The following is a 24823-nucleotide window of genomic DNA, read 5'->3' on the forward strand; positions in this document are numbered from 1 at the left end:
GTGCTCGCCTCCGCCGTCCTCGTGTTCGGCACGACCGCGCCTGGTGCCGCCGACCCCAAACCGACGGAGAAGCAGCTCAAGAAGGAGCTGTCGGACCTGCGGAAGAAGGTCGACCGGTTGATCGGCGACTACAACGCCAAACGCGTCGCCCTCGCCAAGGCCCGCGTGGACGAGAAGGCGGCCCGAGGCCGGCTGGCCAAGGCGGAGGCCGACTACGAGGCCGCCAGCGACGCCGTACGGCAGCTGGCCGGGCTGCGCTACCAGACCGAGAGCGCGATGGCGCTGCCCGACATGAACACCGCCGCGCTGAACTACCAGCTCAAGGAGGAGCAGGCCGCCAGGCTCGCGCACTTCGACCAGGTCCGCACCGAACGGCAGCGGGCCGCGGACGCCGCCAAGACGCTGACCGGGCAGCTGAAGACGCAGGCCGCCGAGGTCGCAGGACAGCGCGAGGACGCCGAGGATCTCATCGACGAGATCAAGGACAAGCTCGACGCGCTGATCCCGATCGCGCCGGGAAAGCGCGCGGGCGGGTCGTGGGCGCCGGAGCTGCCCAGCGGCTCCGACAACATCACGCCCCGGATGCGGCTCACCCGCAGCGAGGTCGAAAAGAACTTCGACCTGCGGTTTCCGGTCGGCTGCTACCGCGCGGAGAACAGCGGCGAGCACCCCCTCGGGCGCGCCTGCGACTTCATGATGAGCTCGGGCGGCGCCATACCCTCGCCCGAGATGAAGGCGCTCGGCGACAGCCTGGCCGCCTGGGCCATCAAGAACGGGCCGAAGCTGGGCGTGATGTACGTGATCTGGCAGCAGCGCATCTACAACCTCGGCCATCCGGGCTGGCGGACCATGTCCGACCGCGGCGGAATCACCGCCAACCACTACGACCACGTGCACATCTCGATGTACTAGGTCCACAAGCCGCGTGCCTGAATGTTTGGTCTCGACATCTTCGAACGCGGCGTCCTTGCCGAACGTGACCGAGGTCGGGGCAGCATGACCGATCACGCTGAACGCCCACTGCTCTTCCTCGACGTCGACGGACCGCTTCTCCCCTTCGGCGAGGACCCGCAACGCGCACCGCGGGGCACTACACCGGACTGGCGCTTGGCGCGGCTCACCTCCGAGGTGGGGAGTCGGCTGGCAGCGCTGCCCTGCGAACTCGTCTGGGCGACAACCTGGGAAGAGGAGGCGAATGTCGAGATAGCACCCCGGATCGGGCTGCCGCGACTGCCTGTCGTGAGCTGGCCGGAGCCAACCGACCAGCACAAACGTGAGGACCAATGGTTCGGGCTCTGCTGGAAGACCCGCACCCTCGTGAACTGGGCGGGCGGACGCCCGTTCGCCTGGGTCGACGATGAGATCACCGACGTCGATAGGGAGTGGGTCTCCGTACACCACAGCGGTCGGGCTCTCCTTCACCACGTGGAGTCATACAGGGGACTCGCCGACGAAGACTTCGCCGTCCTCGATCAATGGTTTCGAGCCTTTTGAATCACCCGCGATCCACAGAATTCGACCTGTAGGTCCACGTGCACCACCCTCTTGACGGCCCCGCGAGGTTCCTCAGGTTGCTGGGTGGTGCAGTTGGAACGCAACGGTGAAGACGTCATCTGGCTGAGCTTGGACCCCACCGCGACGAGGATCACGGACATCGAGGTCTGTGACGGACGTGACCTTGGCCCGGCAAGCCGCCGGCGGGGCGTCTCTCCGTGACGAACTGCGTGACAACGCTCGCGGACGATGGTGGACACCCCGTGGGCGACGGTGGACGGCCCGGAAAGGTTAGGCACCCACGATGTCGCCGATACTGCCGGTGATGACCGCCGGCTCGTAGCCCGACGGCGGCGGGCTGGTCGGCCACGCGAGGAACATCCGCACCCGCGAGGAGTGGTTCGTAGACGGCGGGTAGCGGGGCGACCCGGCTGGAGCCGACGTCAAGACGACAGAGTTCCTCTGGCACCGGCGATGATCAATTCGAGGCCGTCATGAAAGGCGCGGTCCCGGCGCTCTCTGGGCCAGCCGTCGACTCCGGTCTTGCGGGCCTGTTCCTCGATCGTGTAGCCGTTGACGTAGGCCAGGACGGTGTCCACGGCGATGGTGGCCGTGTCGGCCGGGACACCCGCGGCGATCAGGGCGGCGATGAGACGCCTGAAGGTGGCGACGGCCTCGTCGCCCGGGTGGTGGAAGCCGGATATGAGGCGGGCGCCGTCGCGGTGGGCCAGCATGACCTCGCGCACGCCGGACGCCACGCCGCGCAACAGCTCGTCCCAGGGGGCGTCGGAGAGCGGAACGACGTCGTCCGCCGGGCTGACCAGGTGCGTGACTATGGCGTCCAGCAGGGCCTGCTTGCTGGGGTAGTGCCGGTACAGGGCACTCGCTCGCACGCCGAGCCGGCTCGCCAGCAGCCGCATGGTGAGAGCGTCCAGGCCTACCTCGTCGAGCAGCTCGATCGCCGCCTGCAGCACCTCGGTGCGCCGCTGCCCCATCGCGTCCTCCTGAATCGGGGTTGACAGTCCTTCCCCGCCTACGTGAACAATGTACACGTGAACATCGTTCACCTAGCAATGGAGGATCATGATGACACGTGTCCTGGTGATCGGGGCAGGGCTCGGCGGACTGACGCTCGCGCACGCCCTCATCCGTGCGGGCCTCGACGTACGCGTGTACGAGGCCGACGACGGCACCGGCGAGCGGGCTCAGGGCTACCGGATCGGACTCGCGCCGCCGGCGATGGAGGCATTACGCGTCAGCCTGCCGCCACGGCTGTACGAATTGGCCGAAGCCACCAGCGGCAGCCTGACCGGGCCGGGGTTGCTGTTCGACCAGCGGCTCACGCTGCTCGGCGACGACCTGCCCGGATCGGAGGAGTCCAGGGCGTTCGACCGGCAGGTGCTGCGGCAGATCCTGCTCGGCGATCTGGACGGCCGGGCCTCCTTCGGCAAACGGCTGAAGAGCTTCGTGGAAGGGGCGGACGGGACCGTCACCGCGCTCTTCGCCGACGGCACGCGGGCCACGGGTGACGTCCTGGTCGGAGCCGACGGCGGGAACTCTGCGGTGCGGCGCCGGTTGGTGCCCGAGGTCAAGCTCATCGACGCCGACCTGTGCGGGGTGATGGGCCGCACCCCCGCCGCCGACCGCTTCCTGGCACTCGTGCCGGGGCGCGGCACGATGGTCAAGGGACCGGGCATCACACTGATGCTGGGAAGGATGCAATTCGGCAGGGAACCCTGCGAAGCCGCCGCCGAACTCGTTCCCGGCCTGCCCATGCCCCGCAGAGAGAGCTATGTGAGGTGGGTGCTGCTCCTACCGCCGGACCATCCGGCGGCCACCATGCCGGGCCGGGAGGACGCCCGCGAACTGGTGCTGGAGTTGATCGGCGACTGGCACCCCGACCTGCGGGACCTGATACGCAGCGCCGACATGAGCGGTGTGGGCCGCTCCAAGGTCCACGACCGCCCGATGCCGCCGTGGCAGGTGGGCCGCGTCACGCTGCTGGGCGACGCGGCCCACCTGACGCCGGCCAGCGGCGGGAACGGCGCCGGCACCGCGATGCTGGACGCCGTACGGCTGAGCGCGCGGCTGGCCGAGGTCGATCAGGGCCGGCGGGACCTGATCTCGGCTCTGGACGAATACCAGCACGAGCTGCTGGAACGCGGGAACGCGGCGGTGGAGGCCGGCAAGCGGGCGATGCACATGTTCGTCCCGGCTGCAGGCGCGCGATGAAGGATTCGCCGCGCACCGTGCGCGAACAGGTTCGTTCGGCCGACGGAACCGTGATCGGCTACCGCCGCAGTGGCCACGGTCCCGGACTGATCCTCGTACACGGCGCGATGCTGGCGTCGCAGCACTTCACGAAGCTCGCCGCCGCCCTGTCGACCTCATTCACCGTGTATGTGCCCGACCGGCGCGGACGGGGGCTGAGCGGCCCTCACGGCGCCGACTTCAGCGTCGAACGGGAGGTCGAAGACCTGCAGGCGCTCGTCACGGCGACCGGCGCGTCGCAGATCTTCGGCCTGAGCGCGGGCGCGCTCGTCACCCTGCGTACGGCCCTGGTCATGCCCGCCCTTGACCGGATCGCCCTGTATGAGCCTCCATTGTCAATCGGCGGCTCGGTGCCGACGGACTGGTTGGCGCGCTTCGACCGCGAGATCGCCGCGGGAAGATCCGCCTCCGCTCTGGTCACGGGGATGAAAGGCTTGGACGCCGAGCCGTCGTTGTTCACCAGGGTCCCCCGCTTCGCCCTCGTGCCGCTCCTGGCGATCGGCGCGCGCCTGCAGGGCGACGGATCCCCCGATGAGGTGCCGGTCGAGGCGCTCATCCCGACGCTGCGATTCGACGTACAGGTGATCAGGGAGACGGCCGACACGGTCATGGACTACGCGGCGCTCGATGCGCGGGTGCTGCTCCTCGGCGGCACGAAGAGCGCGGCATACTTGCGTCTCGCGCTCCGGAAACTCTCCGAGGTGCTCCCGCACGCGCGAAGCATCGACCTGCCGGGGGTCGGACATTCGGGGCCGGAGGACGACGGAGCTCCGCTCGTCGTGGCCCAGGCTCTGCGTGAGTTCTTCGGCGCGCGATGACGGGCGGAGGCTGTCAACGGCACCCGCGCACCCGGCGGCACCACCCGTATCGCCGCCTGGTGGAGCAGGGGGTCGCTCAGAGCCGCACGTCGGTGCTGTCACGTAGTCGGTCATGCTGCATGCCATGCTTGCCTGAGCCGTGCCCGGTTCGGATATCTGAAGGGGGCGTCATGAGTTATGACGTGCAGGGGGTAATCGCAAGCACCCGGCTGCTGCGCACCGTGACCGTCACACTCACCCATACACGGCTCGGTTCACTGCGACAGGGCTTTTCGCTTCTGCCCATCACCGACGAACTTTTCGACTCCGTGGTCGACTATACGGCTGATCGTATGCAGGAGTTTCGGCGCCTGCCCAATGGGTTCGATCGCACCATTGCCGGCTGGTCACAGGCCGGGCCCGTAGCGTACGTGGAGGCAGAATATTTTGGCGGAACAGGCGAACAGCGCGCAGCAGTCTGGCACGACGGGCGTCTGGTTCTCGGGCCGCTCAAGGTGGGCGAGAAGGAACCCTTCCCGGTAGAAGGTAGCCCCATCTCGCAAGCACTCCGATACCTCGGCGCCCGGAACGACGGCTTGTTCGACGAATTCAGTTCCGTCGGCCTCGGAGAGCATCGCAGTAATGAGGGCTGGGTTTCCTGACCGGCCTGCTGAATGGAGCCCATACTCGTGTGCGCCGTCGGCAGACCATGGGATTCCTCACCTCCACACCGGTTCTGGAGGCATGACCCAAGGATGCAGCGATATCGCGTCCTGTCCCGGACAATGCCTGAGCAGAACCGGATGGGCTGAAGGGGTCACGCCGTGGCTGAACTCATAGCGGACGTGTTCGTGTCGATGGACGGCTTCGCCGCCGGCGTGGACGTGGGACCCTTCTTCGGCTACTCGGGTCCGGGCCTCGACGCCTGGATACGCGAGGCGACCGAGCAGCCGCAGCTGATGCTCATGGGGCGCGTCACCTATGAGGCGCTGGCGGCCATCTCGTCCACGGCCGCCGACGAGGCGAGCACCCGGATGAACGACCTGCCGAAGGCCGTCTTCTCCAACACCCTGCGAGAGCCGCTCGCCTGGAAGAACACCCGGCTCGTACGCGGCGACCTCGCCGAGCGGATCACGGCGCTCAAGCGGGAGTCGGACGTGCCGCTGCGCTCGATCGGCAGCCTCACGCTGGTGAGAAGCATGATGGAGCTCGGGTTGGTCGACCGGCTCCGGGTGATGGTCTTCCCCCTGACGCTGGGCGGCGACGGCCGGGAGCCCGCCTACGCCGGCTACCCCCGCACCGGGCTGGAACTGGCCGGCACCAGGGTCCTCGACTCACGCGTCGTCCTGCTCGAATACCGGCCGGCGAGCTTCAATTGACATGACTCCGCGCCGCGGCTCGGGCAGGATGCCAGGATGACCGACACACGTATCGATCCCCCTGTCGTCGCGGGAGAGCGCGCGATGCTGCGCGCCTGGCTGGACTGGCACCGTGAGACCCTCGCGGTGAAGTGTGAGGGCCTCACGGAGGAGCAGCTACGGCTGCGCTCCGTGCCGCCCTCCAGCATGTCGCTGCTCGGCCTTGTACGGCACATGGCCGATGTGGAGCGCTCCTGGTTCCGGCGGCGGCTGAACGGCGAGGACCTCGGCGGCATCTACTACAGCGACGACGACCCGGACGGCGAGTTCGACAACGTGGACACAGCGTCCGCCGAGGAGGCCTTCGCGACCTGGCACGCGGAGATCGAGCACGCGCGGGCGGCCGAGGAGGCCTGCGCCGACCTGGACGCGATGACGAAGACGGACCGCCAGGGCGTCCACTACTCGCTGCGCTGGATCATGTGCCACATGATCGAGGAGTACGCCCGCCACAACGGCCACGCCGATCTGCTGCGCGAACGCATCGACGGGGCGACGGGCGAGTAGCCCCCTGCCCGGCGGGGCTCAGCCGGACAGGCGGACCGGGTTGACGAGGTCGGCGTAGATGAGAAGGCCGCCCATGACGACCAGCAGGGCCGCCATGACGTACGTCAGCGGGAGCGCCTTGGCCACGTCCACGTAACCGGGGACGGGCCGGCGGCGCACCCGCGCGAAGGCCCGCTTGACGCCCTCCCACAGCCCGCCGGCGATGTGACCGCCGTCCAGCGGCAGCAGCGGGATCAGGTTGAACATGCCCACGGCGAGGTTCAGCCCGGCCAGCAGGTTGATGAAGATTTCGATCTTGTTTTCGACCGAGAGGTCCGAGGCGGCGATCTCACCGCCGATGCGGCCGGCCCCGACGATGCCGATCGGCCCGTTCGGGTCGCGTTTCTCGCCCGAGAACGCGGCGTTCCACACGCCGACCATCTTCTTGGGGATGTTGACCATCGCGACGGCGGTGCGCTCGGTCAGGTCCCACATCTGCCCGACGACGTAGCCGGGGCCCTTCTTCTCGACGACGGCGGTCGGGCTCACGCCCAGGAAGCCGACGTTCTTCTCGACCTTGTCGGGATCGGTCAGCGAGGGCATGTCCTGCGCGATCAGGTCGACACTCACATCGGTCCGCTGCCCGCCCCGCTCGATGCCGAGCGTCGTCACCCCCGAGCCGTGCTCGCGGATCAGCCGCTGCGCGGCCTCCCAGTCGGCGACCGGCGCGCCGCCGACGGCGACGATGTGGTCGCCGGGCCGCAGACCGGCCTTGGCGGCGGGCGTCAGGGGATCGCTCGGCCGGCAGTCGCGGTGCTCCGCCTCGGCTGCGGGGATGGCGCACTTGGACACCGAGGACACGACCGGCGTCAGCTCACGGACGCCGAAGCCCATCATCACGACCGCGAACAGCACGAACGCGAGCACGAAGTTCATCGCCGGGCCGCCGGCCATGATGATGACCTTCTGCCACCAGGGCTTGCGGTAGAAGACCCGGTCCTCGTCGCCCGGCCGGATCTCCTCGGACGCGACCGCCCGCGCGTTCTCGATCAGGCCCTGCCAGGGACCGGTGGAGACGCTGCGCAGCTTGCCGGGCGCGTCGGAGGGACGCGGCGGGAGCATGCCGATCATGCGGATGTAGCCGCCGAGCGGAACCCACTTCACGCCGTATTCGGTCTCGCCGCGCCTGCGGGACCACATCGTGGGCCCGAAGCCGACCATGTATTGGGTCACGCGGACGCCGAAGAGCTTGGCGGGCACGAGGTGGCCGATCTCGTGAAGCGCGATCGAGACCAGCAGACCGACGAAGAGGATCCCGAATCCGGCCACGAAGAGCCAGCTCATCAGCGCGTACCCCCGAATCGGAGAAGGTGCCCTGGCGGACGAAGCACCCTTCGAGCGTAGCCCACCCGCACGAGGGTGAAGACTTTTCCGGGACGGGTGCGGCTTGCCCATGTGTGACCGATTGGGGACACTTCGTTGACAGTACGCAATTGGTCGATCACCCTTTGAGAGACGTCCAGAGGGGAGAACCTTGATCCGGATCCTGGTGGCCGAACACCTTCCGTTGGTACGGCGAGGCCTGGTCGCGTCCCTCGACGGGGAGGACGACCTGCGGGTGGTCGCGGACGTCGGGTCGGGCGAGGACATCGTGCCCGCGGCCCTGGACGTGCGGCCGGACGCCGCCGTCATCGACGCGGACCTGCCCGGAGTGGACGGGCTCACCGCGGCCGCGCGGCTGGGAGAGAAGGCGCCACGCTGCCGCGTGATGCTGCTGTCGGCGCAGCCCAGCCCGGGTCACTTCAAGCGGGCATTCGCGGCGGGCGTCCTCGGCTACCTGAGCATCGAGGTGGCCCCCGAGCATCTCGCCGACGGCATCCGCCGGATGGCCGCCGGGCGCCGGGTCGTCGACTCCGAGCTGGCGGTCGCCGCGCTGGAGGCCGCCGACTGCCCGCTGACGCCGAGGGAGCACGAGGTGCTGCGGCTCGCGGCGGGGGGCGGGCACTCGAAGGACATCGCCGCCGAGCTGGGCCTGTCCGTCGGCACCGTGCGCAACCACCTGTCGCGCATCCTCGTCAAGACGGGAGCGCGCAACCGCGTCGACGCCGTGAGAATCGCCACCGACTCCGGCTGGCTGTAGGAACTCAGGGCCGCCAGATCAGGACGAGCGCGCAGTCGTCGTTGTGGCCGGATGACATCGACTGGACGAGCTGCCGGGCCTTGTCGCGGAATCCCGACGGCAGCAGCCGCTCGGCCTCGCCCAGCAACCGGTCGAGCCCGGCGTCGATGTCCCGGCCGGGCTGCTCGATCAGCCCGTCGGTGAACAGCATGAGCGCGTCGCCCTTGCGCAGCACCCCGCTGTCGGTCTCGCAGGCCAGGTCGGGCACCACCCCGAGCACGACGCCCTTCGCCGTGGAGACCCGCCACGTGCCCGACCCGGAGTCGAACCGGACCACGGGCGGGTGCCCGGCCGAAGTGATCGTGTACTCCCCCGTGGACAGGTCGAGCTCCAGGTGGACGGCGGTGACGAACCCCTCGTCGCCGAGCTGGCGGTGCAGGTAGGAGTTGCACGCGACGAGGAAGTCGTCCACCGAGCCGAGCAGGCCGCCGAAGGTGCCCGACAGCATGAGCGCGCGGGTTCCCGCGTCCACTCCCTTGCCGGACACGTCGACGACCGCCACCCGGACCCGGTCGCCCTCCCGCATCGAGACGACGAAGTCGCCGCCGAACGACGATCCCCCGGCCTGCTTCAGCACCACCTTGCCGCCCCAGTCCTTGGGCAGCGGCGGCAGCTCGCTCTGCCGCTTGAGCCGGTCGCGCAGCTCCAGCAGCATCGCGTCGCCGCGCAGGCCCTGGACGCCGAGCTTGCCCCGCGTCCGCGCCATCATCCAGGCCAGCGCGGCGGTGAAGGCCATCGTGATCAGCAGGCCGGGGCCGACGCTGAGCACTCCCCTGATCGGTCCCATGTACGCCAGGGACGCCACGACCACGCACAGCAGGATCGCGAGGCTGCGCAGCCGGAGCTGGAGGCCGCCGATCAGCGTGAAGAGGATCAGCAGCGAGGGCGAGAACCAGTACGGCGACACCTCCGCGTCGAGCACGCCGATCACGACGGTGAGCACGACGAGGGCGATGAGGAGGTACCGGTCCTTCGACCAAACCTTCCTGACAAAACGGACCAACGGCACCAGGAGTGGCACGCGCGCCAGGAGCGCGCGCAGCCGAGGAGGGATCAGCGGCGCCGGACGGGAAGTCATGATGGCCTCGACTGTATCCGGCCATCCCAGGTGGCGGCACCTGCTTGACCAACGTCTAGATCATCCGGCACGGATATTGGGTCGCCTCACCCGGCGGCCCGCTTCTACGGTGATCTGGTGAGCATCACCGTTCGTCGCATCGGGGAATCCGAGTGGCCGGCCTTCGTCGCCGTCGACTACGAGGCGTTCAGCGCCACCTATCCCGTGGAGATGGCCGACCGCTGGCGCGAGGTCCTGGAGCTCGACCGCCTGCTGTCCGCCTTCGACGGCGATCTGATGGTCGGCTGCGCCGGCGCGCTGTCCTTCGAGATGACGGTCCCCGGCGGGCCGATCCCTGTGGCCGGCGTCACGTCGGTGGGCGTGCTCCCCTCGCATCGCCGCCGCGGCGTGCTGACCGCGCTGATGACCCGGCAGCTGCACGGCCTGCACGAGGACGGGCGTGAGGCCGTGGCCGCGCTCTACGCCAGCCAGGCGGGCATCTACGGGCGTTTCGGGTACGGCAGGGCCGCCGACACCTTGTCCTTCCGCATCCCCACCCACGGCTCGGCCTTCACGCGCTCGGCCCCCGCCGATCCCGCGCTGCGCCTGCGCGTGGCCGATCCCGCCGACGCGCTGCCCGGCCTTCGGCGGGTCTACGACGCCGTACGGCCCGGCCGTCCCGGCATGTACGCGAGGTCCGACGGGTTCTGGCGGACTGAGATCATCCCGGACACCGAGCACGACCGGGGCGGGATGGGTCCGCTGCGCTGCCTGCTCGCGGAGGACGCGACGGGGGCGCGCGGCTACGCCCTGTTCCGGGCGAAGGCCGACTGGAACCAGCACGCCGTGCCGGACGGGGAGGTCCGGCTCCTGGAGCTGATGGCCTCCGATCCCGCGGCGTACGCGCTGGTCTGGCGCGGCGTCCTCGACCGGGACCTGTGCTCGGTCGTCCACGCCGGGCGGCGGCCGGTGGACGACCCGATCATGCACCTGCTGACCGAACCCCGGCAGCTCAACGCGGTCTGGTTCGACGACCTGTGGATCCGCCTGGTGGACGTGGACCGGGCCCTGGCCTCCCGCGCGTACGCGGCCCCGGCCGACCTGGTGCTGGAAGTCGAGGACGAGGTCTGCCCGTGGAACGCCGGCCGCCGGCGACTCGTCACCGACAAGGCGTCCTGCGAACCGACCGGCGCGCCCGCCGACCTCACGCTGCCGGTCGACGTGCTGGGCGCGGCGTACCTCGGCGGGCGGCCCCTGCGGGCGGCGGCGGACGCCGGGCTGGTGCGGGAGCACCGGCCGGGGGCCCTGCGCGAGCTGTCGGCCGCGATGGCGTGGGACCCGGCCCCCTGGGGCTGCCGGGTGTTCTGAGACGCACCGCCGACAGCCGGGGCGCGGGCGTCGAAACCGCGTAGGCTTCGAGGCATGGCGCTGCAGAGTTTGCAGATCACCGCGATCACGGCCATGCGGGCCCGCGACGTGTCCCGGCCCACGTCCGAGCAGCAGGAGGCCGCCGACCAGCGGCCGCTGCGCGACGAGACGCCCCGGCGGGAGCCCCGCCGGGGCCGGGACAGGGACACCCACTAGCCAGAGGTACGGCCAGAGGTGCTCAGGCGGGCAGCGGCGGCAGTTCGCCCGTGGTCTCGTAGTCGGCGAGCTGGCGGATCCGCCGGGCGTGCCGCTCGGCCCCGGAGAACGGCGTGGCCAGGAAGAGGCCGACGAACCTGGCGGCCTCCTCCGGCGTGTGCTGGCGGGCGCCCAGGCTGATCACGTTGGCGTCGTTGTGCTCGCGGGCCAGCTTCGCCGTGTCCTCGTTCCAGGCTAGGGCCGCGCGCACCCCCCGCACCTTGTTGGCGGCGATCTGCTCGCCGTTCCCCGATCCGCCGATCACGACCCCGAGGCTGCCCGCGTCGCCGGCCACGCCCTGCGCGGCCCGCAGCACGAACGGCGGGTAGTCGTCCTCCGCGTCGTAGACGTGGGGACCGCAGTCCTCCACCTCGTGGCCCTGCTCCTTCAGCCAGGAGACCAGGTGATTCTTCAGCTCGTAGCCGGCATGGTCGGCACCGATGTAGACACGCACGGCACAAGTTTCCCAGAAAGCCTCTGGCGAAGACGACCCCGGGCTCCACTAAAGTAATAGCCAAGACGGGCCTCCGTCCCTTACACCTCCGGCCTGACAGGAGTGTCATGCGCGAGCTTCGTTATGTCGGCGACCCGGTCCTGCGCACCCCCGCGGAACCGGTGACGGACTTCGACCGCGAACTGCGCCGGCTGATCGACGAGATGTTCGCGGTCATGTACCAGGCCGACGGCGTCGGGCTCGCAGGGCCGCAGATCGGCGTGGGCCGGCGGCTGTTCGTCTACGACATCAGCAACCGCAAGGGCCACGTGATCAATCCGGAGCTGACGATCGACGACCCCGAGCAGGTCGTCGAGGAGGAGGGCTGCCTGTCGGTGCCCGGCAAGGAGACCGGCAAGCCGCTGTACGCCCCGACCGCCCGCGCCGCCGGAGTGACCGTGCGCGGGGTCGACAAGCTCGGCCGGCCCGTCATCGTCAAGGCCCGGGGCATGCTCGCCCGGTGCTTCCAGCACGAGTTCGACCACCTCGAGGGCACGCTGTACGTCGACCGGCTGGGCAAGGACGAGCGCCGCAAGATCCTCCTGCAGACGCCCTGACGTCCTACAGCTGGATGGCCTTGACCTCCAGGAACTCGTCCAGGCCGAACTCGCCGAGCTCGCGGCCGATCCCGGAGTGCTTGTAGCCGCCGAACGGCGCCATCGTGTTGAACCGGCCGCCGTTGATCGCCACCTGCCCGGTGCGCAGGCGGCGCGCGACCGCGAGCGCCTTGTCCTCGGTGCCCGCCCACACCGCCCCCGACAGCCCGTACGGCGTGCCGTTGGCGATCTCGACGGCCTCGTTCTCCGACGCGAACGGGATGATCGACAGCACCGGGCCGAAGATCTCCTCCTGCTCGATCGACATGCCGGGCGAGACGCCCGCGAAGATCGCGGGCTCGACGTAGTAGCCCCGTTCCATGGGGTTGTCGGTCCCGCCGAGCACGAGGCGGGCGCCCTCCTCCTGGCCGCGGTTGATGTACCTGACGACCCGGTCGCGCTGGGCGGCGGACACCAGGGGCCCGAGGCGGGTGCCCTCGGCGAACGGGTCACCGGGGACGTAGGCGCCGGCCGCCTCCACGGCGAGCCGCACGGCGTCGTCGTACTGGTCCCAGTGGACGAGCATCCGGGTCAGCGCCGAGCAGGTCTGGCCCGCGTTGAGGTAGGCGCCCGCGACCCCGTTCTTCACCGCCTTCTCCAGGTCGGCGTCGGGGAGGATGATGTTCGCCGACTTGCCGCCCAACTCCAGGGCCACCCGCTTGACCGTCTCGGCCGCGAGGGCCGCGACCCTGCGCCCGGCCCTGGTGGACCCGGTGAACGAGACCATGTCGACGTCCGGATGGGCGGCGATGGCCTCGCCGACGACCGGCCCGTGGCCGCTGACCATGTTGAACACGCCGGGCGGCAGCCCGATCTCGTGGAAGATGTCGGCCAGCGCGTACGCCGCGAGCGGCGCGACCTCGCTCGGCTTGAGCACGACGGTGCAGCCGGCCGCGAGAGCCGGGGCCACCTTGCACACCACCTGGTGGAGCGGGTAGTTCCACGGCGTGATCGCGCCGACCACGCCGACGGGCTCCCGCACGATGAGCGAGTTGCCCACGCGGCCGCCGTCGAACTCGTACCGCTTGGCGAGGTCGGCGTAGGAGGCCAGCACCTCGGCGGGCATCAGCGTCTGCACCTTCAGCGCGAGCGTGAGCGGGGCGCCCATGTCGGTGGCGATCGTCGCCGCGATCTCCTTGGCACGCTCCTGCAGCAGCCCGGCCGCCGCCCCCAGGAACGCGGCGCGTTCCGCCGGTTCCAGGGCCGACCATGCGGGGAAGGCGGCGCGGGCGGCGGCGACGGCGGACTCGACGTCGGCGGGCGCCCCTGCGGGCACCCGGTCCACGACCTCCTCGGTCGCGGGGTTGACGACGTCGACGGCCTCGCGGGAGGAGGACGGGACCCAGGCTCCGTTCACGTAGAGGTGACGCATGTCACTCATCCTTGCGCCTCCGCTGTCAGATGGCGAGCCTTCCAGCGGAAACCTTTCCGGTCGGTTCGCACGAGGGTGAAGGAGCCTGTGAAGTCTCAGGAGAAGATCGGGTCGCGGGTCCTCGACCTCTTCAGCTCGAAGAAGCCGTCGGTGCCGGCGACGAGCAGGACGCCGTCCCACAGGCGCGCGGCGGCCTCGCCCCTGGGGATGGGCGACACGACGGGGCCGAAGAACGCCGCTCCCTCGACGGCGATGACAGGCGTGCCGACCTCCTGGCCGACCAGGTCGATGCCCTCGCCGTGCGAGCGCCGGATCGCCTCGTCGTACTCGTCCGAGTCGTGGGCGGCCACCAGCGCGGGGTCGAGCCCGGCGGCGGTGAGGGCCTCGGCGATCGTGTCCCGGTCGCGCTCGCGCCCCTCGTCGTGGAAGCGCCTGCCGATCTCGGTGTAGAGGTCGCCGAGGACCTCCTCGCCGTACTTGTCCGCGGCGGCGGCCAGCACCCGTACGGCGCCGAGCGTCTGCTTGACCCGCTCGCGGTAGTCGGCGGGGATGTCCTTGTCCTCGTTCAGCACCGCCAGGCTCATGATGTGCCAGCGCACGTCGACGGGACGGAGCGCGGCCACCTCGTGGATCCAGCGCGAAGTGATCCACGCCCAGGGGCAGGCGGGGTCGAACCAGAAATCGACAAGCTTTCGGTCGGACACTGTGGCACCCTCTCGAACGGACTATGGTTCCCTCGGTCGTCAACCCGGGCAGGAAATCTCCTATTCCAGGTAGGAGCGATCTCGAATCCGCCGTGTCGCCGCGGCGTGGCAGGATTCATGCAATCCCTGACGCGACGGGGCGGCGGGGATCGGGGGCGTTGATCATGCGATGAGGAGCGGGTGTGGCAGGGAATCTGACACGGGACGAGGCTCGGGAGCGTGCTCGGTTGCTCTCCGTCCAGTCCTACCAGGTCGAACTCGACCTGACGGAGGGCGAGGAGCGGTTCGAGAGCGTCACGACGGTCCACTTCACGTCGGACCGCGAGGGGGCGGACACGTTCATCGACCTCCACGGCGCGCACGTGCGGAAGGTCGTGCTCAACGGCAGGGAGCTGGACGTCAGCACCTATGACGCCGAGAAGGGCCGCATCCCGCTGCCGGGGCTGGCCGGGCACAACGAGCTGCGCGTGGACGCCGACTGCTCCTACATGCGCACCGGTGAGGGCCTGCACCGCTTCGTCGACCCCGTGGACCAGCAGGTCTACCTGCACAGCCAGTTCGAGACGGCCGACGCGCACCGGATGTACGCCTGCTTCGACCAGCCGGACCTCAAGGCGACCTTCGAGCTGACCGTCCTCGCCCCCGGCGACTGGGAGGTGGTGTCCAACGCCGCCCCCGACGCGGCCGAGGCGCTCGAGGAGCACCGCGGGCGGCACGGCACGCTGCAGGCCGCCAAGCGCTGGCACTTCCCGCCGACCCCCGTCATGTCGACGTACATCACGGCCCTCATCGCCGGGCCGTACGCGGTCGTGCGGGACGAGCACGACGGGATCCCGCTCGGGATCTACGTGCGGCGCTCGCTCGCGCAGTACCTCGACCCCGACAACATCTTCGAGGTCACCAAGCAGGGCTTCGACTTCTTCCACCGCGTCTTCGGCCTGCGCTACCCCTTCGGCAAGTACGACCAGTTGTTCGTGCCGGAGTTCAACGCGGGCGCCATGGAGAACGCGGGCGCGGTGACGTTCCTGGAGGACTACGTCTTCCGCTCGCGCGTGACCGACGCGCTCATCGAGCGCCGCGCGGAGACGATCCTGCACGAGATGGCGCACATGTGGTTCGGCGACCTCGTCACCATGCGCTGGTGGGACGACCTGTGGCTGAACGAGTCGTTCGCCACCTACATGTCCGTGCTGTGCCAGGCCGAGGCCACCCGGTGGGGCCAGGGCGCGTGGACGACGTTCGCCAACGTCGAGAAGGCCTGGGCCTACCGGCAGGACCAGCTGCCCTCCACCCATCCCATCGCCGCCGACATCCCGGACATGCAGGCCGTCGAGGTCAACTTCGACGGCATCACGTACGCCAAGGGCGCCTCGGTGCTCAAGCAGCTCGTCGCGTACGTGGGGCTCGACAACTTCCTCGCCGGGGTGCGCGACTACTTCAACGAGCACGCCTGGAAGAACACCACCCTGCAGGACCTGCTGTCGGCGCTGGAGCGCACCTCCGGGCGCGAGCTGTCGTCCTGGTCGAAGGAGTGGCTGGAGACCTCGGGCGTCAACACGCTGCGGCCGTCGTTCACCACCGACGACGAGGGCCGGTTCCTGAGCTTCGACGTGCTGCAGGAGGCCACGCAGGAGCACCCGACGCTGCGCTCGCACCGGGTGGCCATCGGCCTGTACTCCCTGCGCGAGGGCGTGCTGACCAGGACCAAGCGGGTCGAGCTCGACGTCGTCGGCGCGCGCACGGCCGTGCCCGAGCTGGTCGGCGAGGTCCAGCCCGACCTGGTGCTGGTGAACGACGACGACCTCACCTACGCCAAGATCCGGCTCGACGAGCGGTCGCTGCGCACCCTCGTCGGCGGCGGGATCACCGCGTTCACCGAGTCGCTGCCCCGCGCGCTGTGCTGGTCGGCCGCCTGGGACATGACGCGGGACGCCGAGATGGCCACCCGCGACTACGTCAAGCTGGTCGTCTCCGGCATCGACTCGGTGCGCGACATGACCGTCCTGCAGACCGTGCTGCGCCAGGCCCGCCAGGCCGTCCAGCAGTACGCCGACCCGGCGTGGCGGGCCACCGGCCTGGCCGAGCTGGCCGGCGCGCTGCGCCGCCTCGTCGCGGCGGCCGAGCCGGGCTCGGACCACCAGCTCGCGTACGTCAACGCCCTCGCCGCGACCGCCACCTCGTCCGAGGACCTGGCGTTCCTCAAGGGCGTGCTCGACGGCACCGAGGCGCCCGAGGGCCTGGCCGTCGACGCCGACCTGCGCTGGACGCTCATCCAGGCGCTCGTGTCCGGCGGCGTCCTCGGCGCCGGGGACATCGACGCCGAGCTGGCCAGGGACGCCACGGCGACCGGCGAGCGCTCGGCCGCCACCAGCCGGGCCTCGATCCCGACCCCGGAGGCCAAGGCCGAGACCTGGGCGACGATCGTGGGAGGGAAGCTGAGCGGCGCGCTGCTGCGCGCCACGATCCTCGGCTTCGTGGACCCGCACCACCCCGAGCTGCTGGAGCCGTACGCCGACCGGTACTTCGAGGAGGTCGGCCGGGTCTGGAGCGAGTGGACCTCCGACATGGCGCAGAACTTCGCCATCGGCTGCTACCCCGCGCTGCTGATCCGTCCGGAGACCGTGGCCCGCACGCAGGACCACATCAGCGCCAAGCAGCCGCCGCACGCGCTGCGCCGCCTGCTGCTTGAGGGCGCGGACGGCGTCAGCCGGGCGCTGCGCGCCCGGGCCCGGGACGCCTCCGCCTGATCCGCGTACGGCCGCACGATCACGATCCCGAGGGCCCCGGCACACCGCCGGGGCCCTCGGGCATGCCAGGGGACAGGCGGCGCGGCGGGAGCGTGAAAGCGGGGCGCAAGCCCGGTGCAAGGCATCGGGGGTGCCATGGGCGCGCCGGGCCGTTCACAGGGTGAACGGGCCGGGACCACCGTCCGTGCAGAAGGCCCGTGATCGCCATGATCCCTATGATCGTCGTCCTCGCCGTCGTGGCCGTCCTCGTCGCGGCGCTCGTCTCCGCCTACAACCGCCTCGTACGCGCCCGCAACAACGTCGACAACGCCTGGGCGCAGATCGACGTGCAGCTCAAGCGCCGCTACGACCTGATCCCCAACCTCGTGGAGACGGTCAAGGGCTACGCCGCCCACGAGCGGGCCACACTGGAGGCCGTCGTCGCGGCGCGCTCCCAGGCCATCGGCGCCCGGGGCCCCGAGGAGCGGGCGGCGGCCGAGAACATGCTGTCCGGCGCGCTGAAGAGCCTGTTCGCGGTGGCCGAGGCCTACCCCGACCTCAAGGCGAGCGCCGTCTTCGCCGAGCTCCAGGAGGAGCTGGCCGCCACGGAGAACCGGATCGCCTACTCCCGGCAGTACTACAACGACGCCGTCCTGACCTACAACAACGCCATCCAGACGGTTCCCGCCAACATCGTGGCCGGCATGACGGGCTTCACCCCCCGCGAGTACTTCCGGGCGCCCGGCGAGGAGCGCGGCCCCGTACAGGTCAGGTTCTGATCATGGCCTTCTGGATGGCCGCGGCGGCGGCGACCGGCCTGTGGCTGCTGCTCCTGCTCGCGCTCGCCGTGGCGACGAGGAACCCGGACGTCGAGCCGGGGCCGGCCACCCGGGAGCTCGCCGGGCAGTCCCCCGCGGTGGTCGACCTGATCACCGGCGACTGGCGGTTGTGCGACGAGGCGGCCTCCGCCACCCTGCTCGACCTGGCCGCCAGGGGCGTCGTGGCCGTCGAGGAGATCGGCCCCGAGCTGTCCCTCGTACGGCTGCGCGGAGAGCCGGGCGGCCTGAGGCCGTATGAGCGGCTCGTCTACGACCACGTGCGCGCGCTGGCCGTCGACGGCGTGGTGGCGACCGGGGCGCTGGCCGAGGGCTCGCGCGACCTGCGCCGGTGGTGGAAGAGCTTCCGCAAGAAGGTGATCGTCGAGGCGCGGGAGCAGGGTCTGTCCCGGCCGCGCTGGAGCCGGGCCCACGCGCTGCTCCTCGGCGCGGCGGCGGTCGTCCCCGCCGTGGCGATCGGCATCGCGGTCTCCGCCGACGACGCCCGCGCGAACCACGACGGCGGGCCCGGCGCGGCGATCGTGTCCTTCGCCCTGCTCATGGCGTTGATGGGCAGACTGAACGGGGAGCGCGGCACGGCCGAAGGGGCCAGGGCCGCCGCGCACTGGCTCGGCGTCCGCGAGCACCTGCGGGCGACCGGACGGTTCGCCGAGCAGCCGGCCGCCTCGGTCGCGATCTGGGGCCGCCACCTCGCGTACGCCGCCGCGCTCGGGCTCGCGCCGCGGTCCGTCGGAAGCCTTCCGGTCAGCACCCCTGCGGACGACAACCGGGCCTGGTCCGACTACGGCGGGATGTGGCACGTCGTGAACGTCCGCTACCCCTCACGCCTGCTGTGGGGCCGGCCGCCGGGGGCGACGATCCTGCGGGGCCTCGCGGCCGGCTGGTTCGCCGGGTTCTTCGCCTGGATCCTCCTGGTGGTCGCCACCGCCTTCGGCGTGTGGCCGGACGGGCTGGTCCTGCCCGCCGCCCTCGCCGCAGGCCTGGCGGTCGCCGGTCTGCCGGTCGTCTACGCGATCGCCGACCTCGGCGGCGCGGCGACCGTCGAGGGCCGGATCGTCCGGCTGCGTCGCTTCCGGGACGGCGGCAAGGCGAACGACACCGCCAAGTGGACGTACTGGTGCGCGATCGACGAAGGGGGCTCCCGCGAGGTCAGGGCCATGGGCCTGAGCGAGGAGATGTGGCGCCCCCTGCGGGAGGGCGACAAGGTGCGGGCCGCGGCGGGGCGCAGACTCGGCTGGATCAGGCGGATCGACGTGATCGAGGGCTCCCGGCTGCGGGCCTCTTACGACGACACGGGCGAGCATCTGGTGGACGCCCCGGAGAACCTCGGCGAGGTGCGCGTCCTGCCCGACCACCCCGCGCGTGCGTCCCGAGCCGAGGACGGCAGGGCGGATGACTGCCGGCGCCCTGAGTAAGGTCGTCGGGTGCACTCAGCCCACGACCTGTTGATCGCCCTGGCCGGGAGGTACTCGTTCGGCGACGTCGGCGCGCTCGCGCCGGCCGTGCTCGGGGAGGGCGGGCGGGCGGCCCTGGTGGCGTCGGTCTGCGAGTTCGGCCAGCGGCTGCTCACTCTCGACGCGGAGGACTTCCACACCGAGATCGACGCCCAGACAGTGCCGGCCGACCTGCGCAGGCGCGCCCGCGCGTGCCACATGCCGCAGACGCCGAGGGAGCAGCCGCGCGGCGCGCTCGACTCGCTGCGGCCGGCGTACGCGCTGCTCCTCGAGGTCGTCGAGGCCCGCTGGCGGCGGCGCGAGCTCAGCTCCATGATCGCGGCCGTGCACATCTGCAGCGAGTATCTCCCGCTGCTCGCCTTCGAGCCCGCGCTCGGCCACGCGGGCGACCCGGTTCGCTGGCCGGAGGGCCTGCGCGCCCCCGGCAGCCGGTTCGGGGTCATGCCCGACCGGGAGTGCGACCATACGAGGGCGGAGCGGTCGGCGGCCGAGCGGACGCTGCGGGTGGCCGTGGAGCCGCCCGCGGGCTGGCGGGCCTACTTCGACCGGCAGCACAGCCAGGTGGCGGGGGCCCTCGCCACCTGCGCGGGCCGGTGCCGCACCCCCTGCCCCGCCCTCGACTGGGTGCCGGACCTCGACGGCCTGTCCGCCCGTTGCCGGATCGCGCTGGCGTTCGCCGAGACCCCGCTCGTACGGCTGCGCCACGCCGCCCCCGTCGGCCACGGCTTCGGCGTGCCGTCGCCGGAGGAGGTGCTGGAGGCGTGGGAGCGCAGCCGCGCCGCGCTGGCCAAGCACGAGGCGGCCGCCGCGGTCAGCGCCGACGACGGCTTCCCGCTGCCGGGGCTTCCCGCCCTGTTCTCCGCCGTCGCGGCGGCGCCGGTGCGGCCGGCCACGCTGCTCGCCGACGTCTCGGCGTACGTCGTCGAACTGCTGCGGGGATAGCCGTCACCAGACCGGCGGCCTGCGGTCCCCCCAGAAGCCGCCGACCGACGCCTCCACCTGGGACGACAGCGAGATGAGCGTCCCCTCGTCGCCGTACCTGCCCGCCAGCATGACGCCGATGGGGAGGCCGTCGGGCGTCCAGTAGAGCGGGAGGTTCACCGCGGGCTGGCCGCTCACGTTGTAGATGGCCGCGAAGGGGGCGAAGCGCATCATCCGCTCGAACGTCTCCTCGGGCGACTCGACGTCCTCGAACCAGCCCACGGGCACGGGCGGCTGGGTGACGGTCGGCGAGAGCACCGCGTCGTAGGCGTCGGTCACGAGCAGCGCGAACCGGGTGGCGAGCTGGAGCGTCGACTGCGCCTGGAGGAACTCGGGGGCCGAGATCGCGTGGCCGCGCTCGCGCAGCCACGCGGTGAGCGGGCGCAGCTTCGGCTCCAGTTCCTCCGTCACGGGGTGCATGCAGGAGAAGCTGAACCACATCTTGACGAACTCGGGCACCACGTCCGGGCCGAACGGCGGCGCGATCTCCTCGACCTCGTGGCCGAGCGACTCCAGCACCGCCGAGGCGCTCTCGTACGCCGCCAGCACGTCGGGGTGGACCTCCGCGCCGGGCACGGCGGGTGTGGCGAACCTGGCGATCCGCAGGCGGCCCGGGTCCCGGCCGGCGTAGGCCGAGAACGACCCGAGCGCCGGCGCCGGGGCGTGGTAGAGGTCGCCGGGATTGTTGTGGGCCATGACGTCCAGCAGCGCCGCGGCGTCGGCGACGTTCCTGGCCAGCGGCCCGTTGGTCGACAGCCCCGCGAGGTCGGGCATGATCGGGGCCGCGGAGATGCGGCCACGGCTGGGCTTGATGCCGTACAGGCCGCAGACGGAGGCGGGGATGCGGATCGAGCCCGCGCCGTCGCTGCCCTGCGCGGCGGGCGCGAGACCGGCCGCGACGGCGGCCCCCGCTCCCCCGCTCGATCCCCCGGCCGACCGCGTGGTGTCCCACGGCGTGCGGGTGGGCTCGTGCAGGTAGGTCTCCGTGTAGCAGGGCATGCCGAACTCGGGGGTGCTGGTCTTGCCCAGCATGATCGTGCCGGCGTCCCGAAGGCGCTCGACCATGCTGTCGTCCGCGGGCGCGACGAACCCCTCGTACGCGGCCGAGCCGAAGTAGACCGGCACGTCCTTGACGAAGTTGAGGTCCTTGATGGGGATCGGCACGCCCAGCAGCGGGGGCAGGTCCTCCGCGTCGCCGGCGGCGAGCCGGGCCTCCTGTTCGCGGGCCTGGGCCAGGGCCCGGTCGGCGGTCACCGTGACGAACGCCCCCAGGCCGGGGTCGAGCCGCTCGATGCGCTCCAGGTAGTGCTCGGTGATCTGGACAGGAGAAAGTTCACCCGTACGTACGGCTGCCGCCTGCTCAAGGGCGGTAAGATCGTGAATGTGCGCCACGCTACCGAACGGTAGGTCCTCGGGCGACGGATATCTAGAGAAGATACCCGCACTTCCGCGCAACGAATCGGCTCAAGCAGGCCACAAAAGTATGAACCATCCAACACTAGGCAAGCCGCTGACGGCTCAACTACCGTGAGTGATGTGGATACCGGTCTAGCGCCAGAAGACGGTCACGATACGTCACCTATCTGGGTGAGTGACCAATCGTCAGAGCAGGCGGAACGCCCTTCGGCGCCACCTGAGGCGCCGGCGTCTCCCACGTACGCTCCAGTCGAGCGCACATCGCTGAGCAGCCTGTGGCAGGACACGCGATACCGCCACCTGCGCCGCCGAGCCGTGATCGCGGTCGCGGCGGGCGTGGTGTTCGGCGTGCTCTTCGCCAGCTGGCGGCTCGGGCTCACCGCGGCCATCCTCGCGTGCGTCGCCGACGCCGTCTACCGGGCGAGGACGGTCTCCTCCATCCCCGCGTGGCGGCGCGCCTCCGCGGCGGAGCGTCAGACGGAGGCCCAGCTCAAGAAGCTGGAGCGCAACGGGTACAAGACGCTGCACGCCCGAGCCATCCCCGGCAGCGAGGCGCAGATCGACCACCTGGTGGTCGGGCCCACCGGCGTGTACGCGGTGGACTCGGAGAAGTGGGACAAGCGGCTGCCCGTAAGGGTCCAGTCGCACCGCAAGCTCTTCCACGGCCCGTTCAACCAGAAGCCGCGGCTCGACGAGGCCCGGTGGGAGGCGGCGCAGGCCAGCGACCTGATCAGCAAGGCGCTCGGCCGGGAGATCACCGTGGTGCCGTCCCTGGCCATCTACGGGCCGCCGATCCCGTGGCGCATCCTCAACATCCGTGAGGTGGACGTCTTCTCCGGCGGGCTGGTGCGCAAGTGGATCACCAAGCGGGAGAGGTCGCTCACCACCGCGGAGATCGACGCGATCTACCGGGCCGCCGAACGCGTGCTGCCCTCGCGGTATCCCGAGTAGACACGTCCCGACTCGTGGACAGCGGGTCTCGGCAGCCGGGCACTGGCCGTACCATTTGAAGACTCAGTAGTCTCCGGATGGGGGTCCCTCGATGCCCGCTCTCAGGTCCCGCACTGTCACTCACGGCAGGAACATGGCCGGCGCCCGCGCGCTGCTCAGGGCCACGGGCGTAGCGGGGAGCGACCTCGGCAAGCCGATCGTCGCGGTGGCCAACAGCTTCACGCAGTTCGTGCCCGGCCACGTGCACCTGCGCGAGGTCGCCGAGGTGGTGGCCGGCGCGGTCCGCGAGGCGGGGGCCATCCCGCGCGAGTTCAACACGATCGCCGTGGACGACGGCATCGCGATGGGCCACGGCGGCATGCTCTACTCGCTGCCGTCCCGCGAGCTGATCGCCGACGCGGTCGAGTACATGGTCAACGCCCACTGCGCCGACGCGCTGGTCTGCGTCTCCAACTGCGACAAGATCACGCCCGGGATGCTGCTCGCCGCCTTCCGGCTCAACATTCCCACGATCTTCGTGTCCGGCGGCCCGATGGAGGCCGGCAAGATCCCCGGCCGCAAGCTCGACCTGATCGACCCGATGATCGCCTCCGCCGACGCGAGCGTGTCGGACGCCGACCTCCTGGAGATGGAGGAGAACGCCTGCCCGACCTGCGGGTCCTGCAGCGGCATGTTCACCGCCAACTCCATGAACTGCCTCGCCGAGGCGATCGGCCTGGCCCTGCCCGGCAACGGCACCACGCTGGCCACCCACAAGGCCCGCAAGACCCTGTTCGAGAACGCGGGACGGCAGATCGTCGACCTCGCCCGGCGCTACTACGAGGACGACGACGAGTCGGTCCTGCCGAGGAGCATCGCCACCCGCGAGGCGTTCGAGAACGCGATGGCCCTCGACGTCGCCATGGGCGGATCGACCAACACGATCCTCCACATCCTGGCCGCCGCCCGTGAGGCGGGCGTCGACTTCGGGCTCAAGGAGATCAACGAGCTGTCGCTGCGGGTGCCGTGCCTGTGCAAGGTCGCCCCCGCGACGATGAAGTACCACGTCGAGGACGTGCACCGGGCGGGTGGCATCCCCGGCATCCTCGGCGAGCTGGACCGGGCCGGCCTGCTCCACCGCGACCTGCCGACCGTGTCCTCCTCCTCCATGGCCGAGTACATCGCCAAGTGGGACCCGAAGTCTCCGGAGGTCACCGAGGAGGCCCTGGAGCTGTGGCACGCGGCGCCCGGCAACGTGCGGACCGTCAAGGCCTACTCCCAGGACGCCCGCTGGGAGTCGCTCGACCTCGACCGCGCCGAGGGCTGCATCCGCGACCTCGACCACGCGTACACCAAGGACGGCGGCCTCGCCGTGCTGTACGGGAACATCGCGCAGGACGGTTGCGTGGTCAAGACCGCCGGCGTGGACGAGTCGATCTGGCGCTTCTCGGGCCCGGCGGTCGTGTTCGAGTCGCAGGAGGAGGCCTCCGAGGGCATCCTCGGCGGCAAGGTCAAGGCCGGCGACGTGGTCGTCATCCGCTACGAGGGCCCCAAGGGCGGCCCGGGCATGCAGGAGATGCTCTACCCGACGAGCTTCCTCAAGGGCAAGGGCCTGGGCAAGGCGTGCGCGCTGATCACCGACGGCCGCTTCTCGGGCGGCACGTCGGGCCTGTCCATCGGCCACGCCTCCCCGGAGGCCGCCGAGGGCGGCACGATGGCCCTGATCGAGGACGGCGACATCATCGAGATCGACATCCCGGGCCGCTCGATCGAGCTCAAGGTGGCCGAGGACGTGCTGGCCGCCCGCCGCGAGCGGCTGCTGGCCGACCTCGGCGGCTACCGGCCACGCGACCGGCAGCGCCCGGTGTCGGCCGCCCTGCAGGCGTACGCCGCGCTGACCACCTCGGCCTCGACCGGCGCGTCCCGCGACCTGTCCCAGCTCTCCCGGTAGGTCGTGTGGGGCCGCCTCGCCGGAGGCGGCCCCATGTGT

The 24823-nt window shown here is 70.8% G+C and carries 25 protein-coding genes; 17 read left to right on the top strand and 8 right to left on the bottom strand.

Translation table 11 applies throughout. The annotated features are described in order from the left end of the window. Positions 1–912 carry a coiled-coil domain-containing protein gene (locus FH610_RS22270; protein ID WP_240809121.1) on the top strand — a complete coding sequence of 304 codons (912 nt, stop codon included), beginning with the start codon at positions 1–3 and terminating at the stop codon, positions 910–912. Positions 913–933: 21 nt separating this feature from the next. Beyond that, positions 934–1494: an HAD domain-containing protein gene (locus tag FH610_RS22275; RefSeq protein ID WP_240809122.1), complete on the top strand. Its 561-nt coding sequence runs from the start codon at positions 934–936 to the stop codon at positions 1492–1494. Positions 1495–1785: 291 nt separating this feature from the next. Here FH610_RS22275 and FH610_RS42900 read toward each other — a convergent pair whose 3' ends face one another. Both FH610_RS42900 and FH610_RS22280 read right to left on the bottom strand, forming a co-directional pair. Then, complete coding sequence (locus FH610_RS42900) at positions 1786–1941, bottom strand: hypothetical protein (protein WP_161628052.1); 156 nt, start codon at positions 1939–1941, stop codon at positions 1786–1788. Beyond that, a complete protein-coding gene (locus tag FH610_RS22280; protein WP_139576470.1) occupies positions 1938–2489 on the bottom strand; it encodes a TetR/AcrR family transcriptional regulator C-terminal domain-containing protein in 552 nt (183 codons plus the stop codon). Before FH610_RS22280 ends, FH610_RS42900 begins: the two co-directional genes overlap by 4 nt. An 88-nt stretch (positions 2490–2577) precedes the next feature. Here FH610_RS22280 and FH610_RS22285 point away from each other — a divergent pair, with 88 nt between their 5' ends. From FH610_RS22285 to FH610_RS22305, 5 genes are all read left to right on the top strand, one after another. Further along, the gene (locus FH610_RS22285; RefSeq protein ID WP_139576471.1) at positions 2578–3726 is read left to right on the top strand and encodes an FAD-dependent oxidoreductase; all 1149 of its coding nucleotides are present in this window, start codon (positions 2578–2580) and stop codon (positions 3724–3726) included. 17 nt (positions 3727–3743) lie between these two features. Continuing rightward, on the top strand, positions 3744–4583 hold the full coding sequence (locus tag FH610_RS22290; protein WP_240809123.1) for an alpha/beta fold hydrolase: 840 nt from the start codon (positions 3744–3746) through the stop codon (positions 4581–4583). A 170-nt stretch (positions 4584–4753) separates the two neighbouring features. Then, positions 4754–5224: a hypothetical protein gene (locus FH610_RS22295; protein WP_139576473.1), complete on the top strand. Its 471-nt coding sequence runs from the start codon at positions 4754–4756 to the stop codon at positions 5222–5224. Positions 5225–5386: 162 nt separating this feature from the next. Then, entirely contained in the window at positions 5387–5941 is a 555-nt protein-coding gene (locus FH610_RS22300; RefSeq protein ID WP_139576474.1) for a dihydrofolate reductase family protein, read from the top strand. 36 nt (positions 5942–5977) lie between these two features. Next, positions 5978–6487: a DinB family protein gene (locus tag FH610_RS22305; RefSeq protein WP_139576475.1), complete on the top strand. Its 510-nt coding sequence runs from the start codon at positions 5978–5980 to the stop codon at positions 6485–6487. Between the two features lie 18 nt (positions 6488–6505). On the opposite strand, the gene FH610_RS22310 is transcribed toward FH610_RS22305, so the two are convergent. After that, on the bottom strand, positions 6506–7810 hold the full coding sequence (locus tag FH610_RS22310) for a M50 family metallopeptidase (RefSeq protein ID WP_139576476.1): 1305 nt from the start codon (positions 7808–7810) through the stop codon (positions 6506–6508). Between the two features lie 190 nt (positions 7811–8000). On the opposite strand from FH610_RS22310, the gene FH610_RS22315 reads away from it, so the two are divergent. After that, the gene (locus FH610_RS22315; RefSeq protein WP_139576477.1) at positions 8001–8606 is read left to right on the top strand and encodes a response regulator transcription factor; all 606 of its coding nucleotides are present in this window, start codon (positions 8001–8003) and stop codon (positions 8604–8606) included. Between the two features lie 4 nt (positions 8607–8610). Here FH610_RS22315 and FH610_RS22320 read toward each other — a convergent pair whose 3' ends face one another. Further along, positions 8611–9723, bottom strand: coding sequence for a PP2C family protein-serine/threonine phosphatase (locus tag FH610_RS22320; RefSeq protein ID WP_139576478.1), 1113 nt, complete (start codon positions 9721–9723; stop codon positions 8611–8613). Positions 9724–9840: 117 nt separating this feature from the next. Here FH610_RS22320 and FH610_RS22325 point away from each other — a divergent pair, with 117 nt between their 5' ends. Together FH610_RS22325 and FH610_RS42905 are read left to right on the top strand one after the other, a co-directional pair. Further along, a complete protein-coding gene (locus tag FH610_RS22325) occupies positions 9841–11070 on the top strand; it encodes a GNAT family N-acetyltransferase (RefSeq protein ID WP_139576479.1) in 1230 nt (409 codons plus the stop codon). 54 nt (positions 11071–11124) lie between these two features. Beyond that, positions 11125–11286 carry a hypothetical protein gene (locus tag FH610_RS42905; protein ID WP_161628053.1) on the top strand — a complete coding sequence of 54 codons (162 nt, stop codon included), beginning with the start codon at positions 11125–11127 and terminating at the stop codon, positions 11284–11286. Between the two features lie 22 nt (positions 11287–11308). On the opposite strand, the gene FH610_RS22330 is transcribed toward FH610_RS42905, so the two are convergent. Next, a complete protein-coding gene (locus FH610_RS22330; protein WP_139576480.1) occupies positions 11309–11779 on the bottom strand; it encodes a ribose-5-phosphate isomerase in 471 nt (156 codons plus the stop codon). A 107-nt stretch (positions 11780–11886) separates the two neighbouring features. Between FH610_RS22330 and def the strand changes: the two genes are divergently transcribed. Further along, positions 11887–12375: a peptide deformylase gene (gene def, locus FH610_RS22335; RefSeq protein WP_139576481.1), complete on the top strand. Its 489-nt coding sequence runs from the start codon at positions 11887–11889 to the stop codon at positions 12373–12375. 4 nt (positions 12376–12379) lie between these two features. Here the strand turns inward: def and FH610_RS22340 are convergent, their stop codons facing one another. Further along, the gene (locus FH610_RS22340) at positions 12380–13786 is read right to left on the bottom strand and encodes an aldehyde dehydrogenase family protein (protein ID WP_139576482.1); all 1407 of its coding nucleotides are present in this window, start codon (positions 13784–13786) and stop codon (positions 12380–12382) included. A gap of 95 nt (positions 13787–13881) precedes the next feature. Then, positions 13882–14490, bottom strand: a complete 609-nt coding sequence (locus FH610_RS22345) for a mycothiol-dependent nitroreductase Rv2466c family protein (RefSeq protein WP_139576483.1) — start codon at positions 14488–14490, stop codon at positions 13882–13884. A 182-nt stretch (positions 14491–14672) separates the two neighbouring features. On the opposite strand from FH610_RS22345, the gene pepN reads away from it, so the two are divergent. The 4 genes from pepN (at position 14673) to FH610_RS22365 (ending at position 20448) form a co-directional block, all read left to right on the top strand. Continuing rightward, positions 14673–17237 carry an aminopeptidase N gene (gene pepN, locus FH610_RS22350; protein WP_139576484.1) on the top strand — a complete coding sequence of 855 codons (2565 nt, stop codon included), beginning with the start codon at positions 14673–14675 and terminating at the stop codon, positions 17235–17237. A gap of 215 nt (positions 17238–17452) precedes the next feature. Continuing rightward, positions 17453–17995 carry a LemA family protein gene (locus FH610_RS22355; protein WP_240809124.1) on the top strand — a complete coding sequence of 181 codons (543 nt, stop codon included), beginning with the start codon at positions 17453–17455 and terminating at the stop codon, positions 17993–17995. A 2-nt stretch (positions 17996–17997) separates the two neighbouring features. After that, positions 17998–19467, top strand: a complete 1470-nt coding sequence (locus FH610_RS22360) for a DUF2207 family protein (RefSeq protein ID WP_139576486.1) — start codon at positions 17998–18000, stop codon at positions 19465–19467. 9 nt (positions 19468–19476) lie between these two features. Continuing rightward, entirely contained in the window at positions 19477–20448 is a 972-nt protein-coding gene (locus FH610_RS22365) for a hypothetical protein (RefSeq protein WP_139576487.1), read from the top strand. A gap of 3 nt (positions 20449–20451) precedes the next feature. On the opposite strand, the gene FH610_RS22370 is transcribed toward FH610_RS22365, so the two are convergent. Beyond that, positions 20452–21879: an amidase gene (locus tag FH610_RS22370; RefSeq protein ID WP_139576488.1), complete on the bottom strand. Its 1428-nt coding sequence runs from the start codon at positions 21877–21879 to the stop codon at positions 20452–20454. A 195-nt stretch (positions 21880–22074) separates the two neighbouring features. On the opposite strand from FH610_RS22370, the gene FH610_RS22375 reads away from it, so the two are divergent. Together FH610_RS22375 and ilvD are read left to right on the top strand one after the other, a co-directional pair. Further along, the gene (locus FH610_RS22375; protein WP_240809125.1) at positions 22075–22854 is read left to right on the top strand and encodes a nuclease-related domain-containing protein; all 780 of its coding nucleotides are present in this window, start codon (positions 22075–22077) and stop codon (positions 22852–22854) included. Between the two features lie 91 nt (positions 22855–22945). Then, positions 22946–24784, top strand: a complete 1839-nt coding sequence (gene ilvD, locus FH610_RS22380; RefSeq protein ID WP_139576489.1) for a dihydroxy-acid dehydratase — start codon at positions 22946–22948, stop codon at positions 24782–24784. Positions 24785–24823 lie beyond the last annotated feature (39 nt).

This window comes from Microbispora catharanthi (genome assembly GCF_006334915.2).
Lineage (GTDB): Bacteria > Actinomycetota > Actinomycetes > Streptosporangiales > Streptosporangiaceae > Microbispora > Microbispora catharanthi.

Bases quoted from the DNA above. Each gene is read 5' to 3' on its own strand.
- FH610_RS22275 (WP_240809122.1), top strand. From the start codon at position 934: ATGTTTGGTCTCGACATCTTCGAACGCGGCGTCCTTGCCGAACGTGAC.
- FH610_RS22280 (WP_139576470.1), bottom strand. From the start codon at position 2,489: ATGGGGCAGCGGCGCACCGAGGTGCTGCAGGCGGCGATCGAGCTGCTC.
- FH610_RS22285 (WP_139576471.1), top strand. From the start codon at position 2,578: ATGATGACACGTGTCCTGGTGATCGGGGCAGGGCTCGGCGGACTGACG.
- FH610_RS22295 (WP_139576473.1), top strand. From the start codon at position 4,754: ATGAGTTATGACGTGCAGGGGGTAATCGCAAGCACCCGGCTGCTGCGC.
- FH610_RS22305 (WP_139576475.1), top strand. From the start codon at position 5,978: ATGACCGACACACGTATCGATCCCCCTGTCGTCGCGGGAGAGCGCGCG.
- FH610_RS22310 (WP_139576476.1), bottom strand. From the start codon at position 7,810: ATGAGCTGGCTCTTCGTGGCCGGATTCGGGATCCTCTTCGTCGGTCTG.
- FH610_RS22320 (WP_139576478.1), bottom strand. From the start codon at position 9,723: ATGACTTCCCGTCCGGCGCCGCTGATCCCTCCTCGGCTGCGCGCGCTC.
- FH610_RS42905 (WP_161628053.1), top strand. From the start codon at position 11,125: ATGGCGCTGCAGAGTTTGCAGATCACCGCGATCACGGCCATGCGGGCC.
- def (WP_139576481.1), top strand. From the start codon at position 11,887: ATGCGCGAGCTTCGTTATGTCGGCGACCCGGTCCTGCGCACCCCCGCG.
- FH610_RS22340 (WP_139576482.1), bottom strand. From the start codon at position 13,786: ATGCGTCACCTCTACGTGAACGGAGCCTGGGTCCCGTCCTCCTCCCGC.
- FH610_RS22355 (WP_240809124.1), top strand. From the start codon at position 17,453: ATGATCGTCGTCCTCGCCGTCGTGGCCGTCCTCGTCGCGGCGCTCGTC.
- FH610_RS22360 (WP_139576486.1), top strand. From the start codon at position 17,998: ATGGCCTTCTGGATGGCCGCGGCGGCGGCGACCGGCCTGTGGCTGCTG.
- ilvD (WP_139576489.1), top strand. From the start codon at position 22,946: ATGCCCGCTCTCAGGTCCCGCACTGTCACTCACGGCAGGAACATGGCC.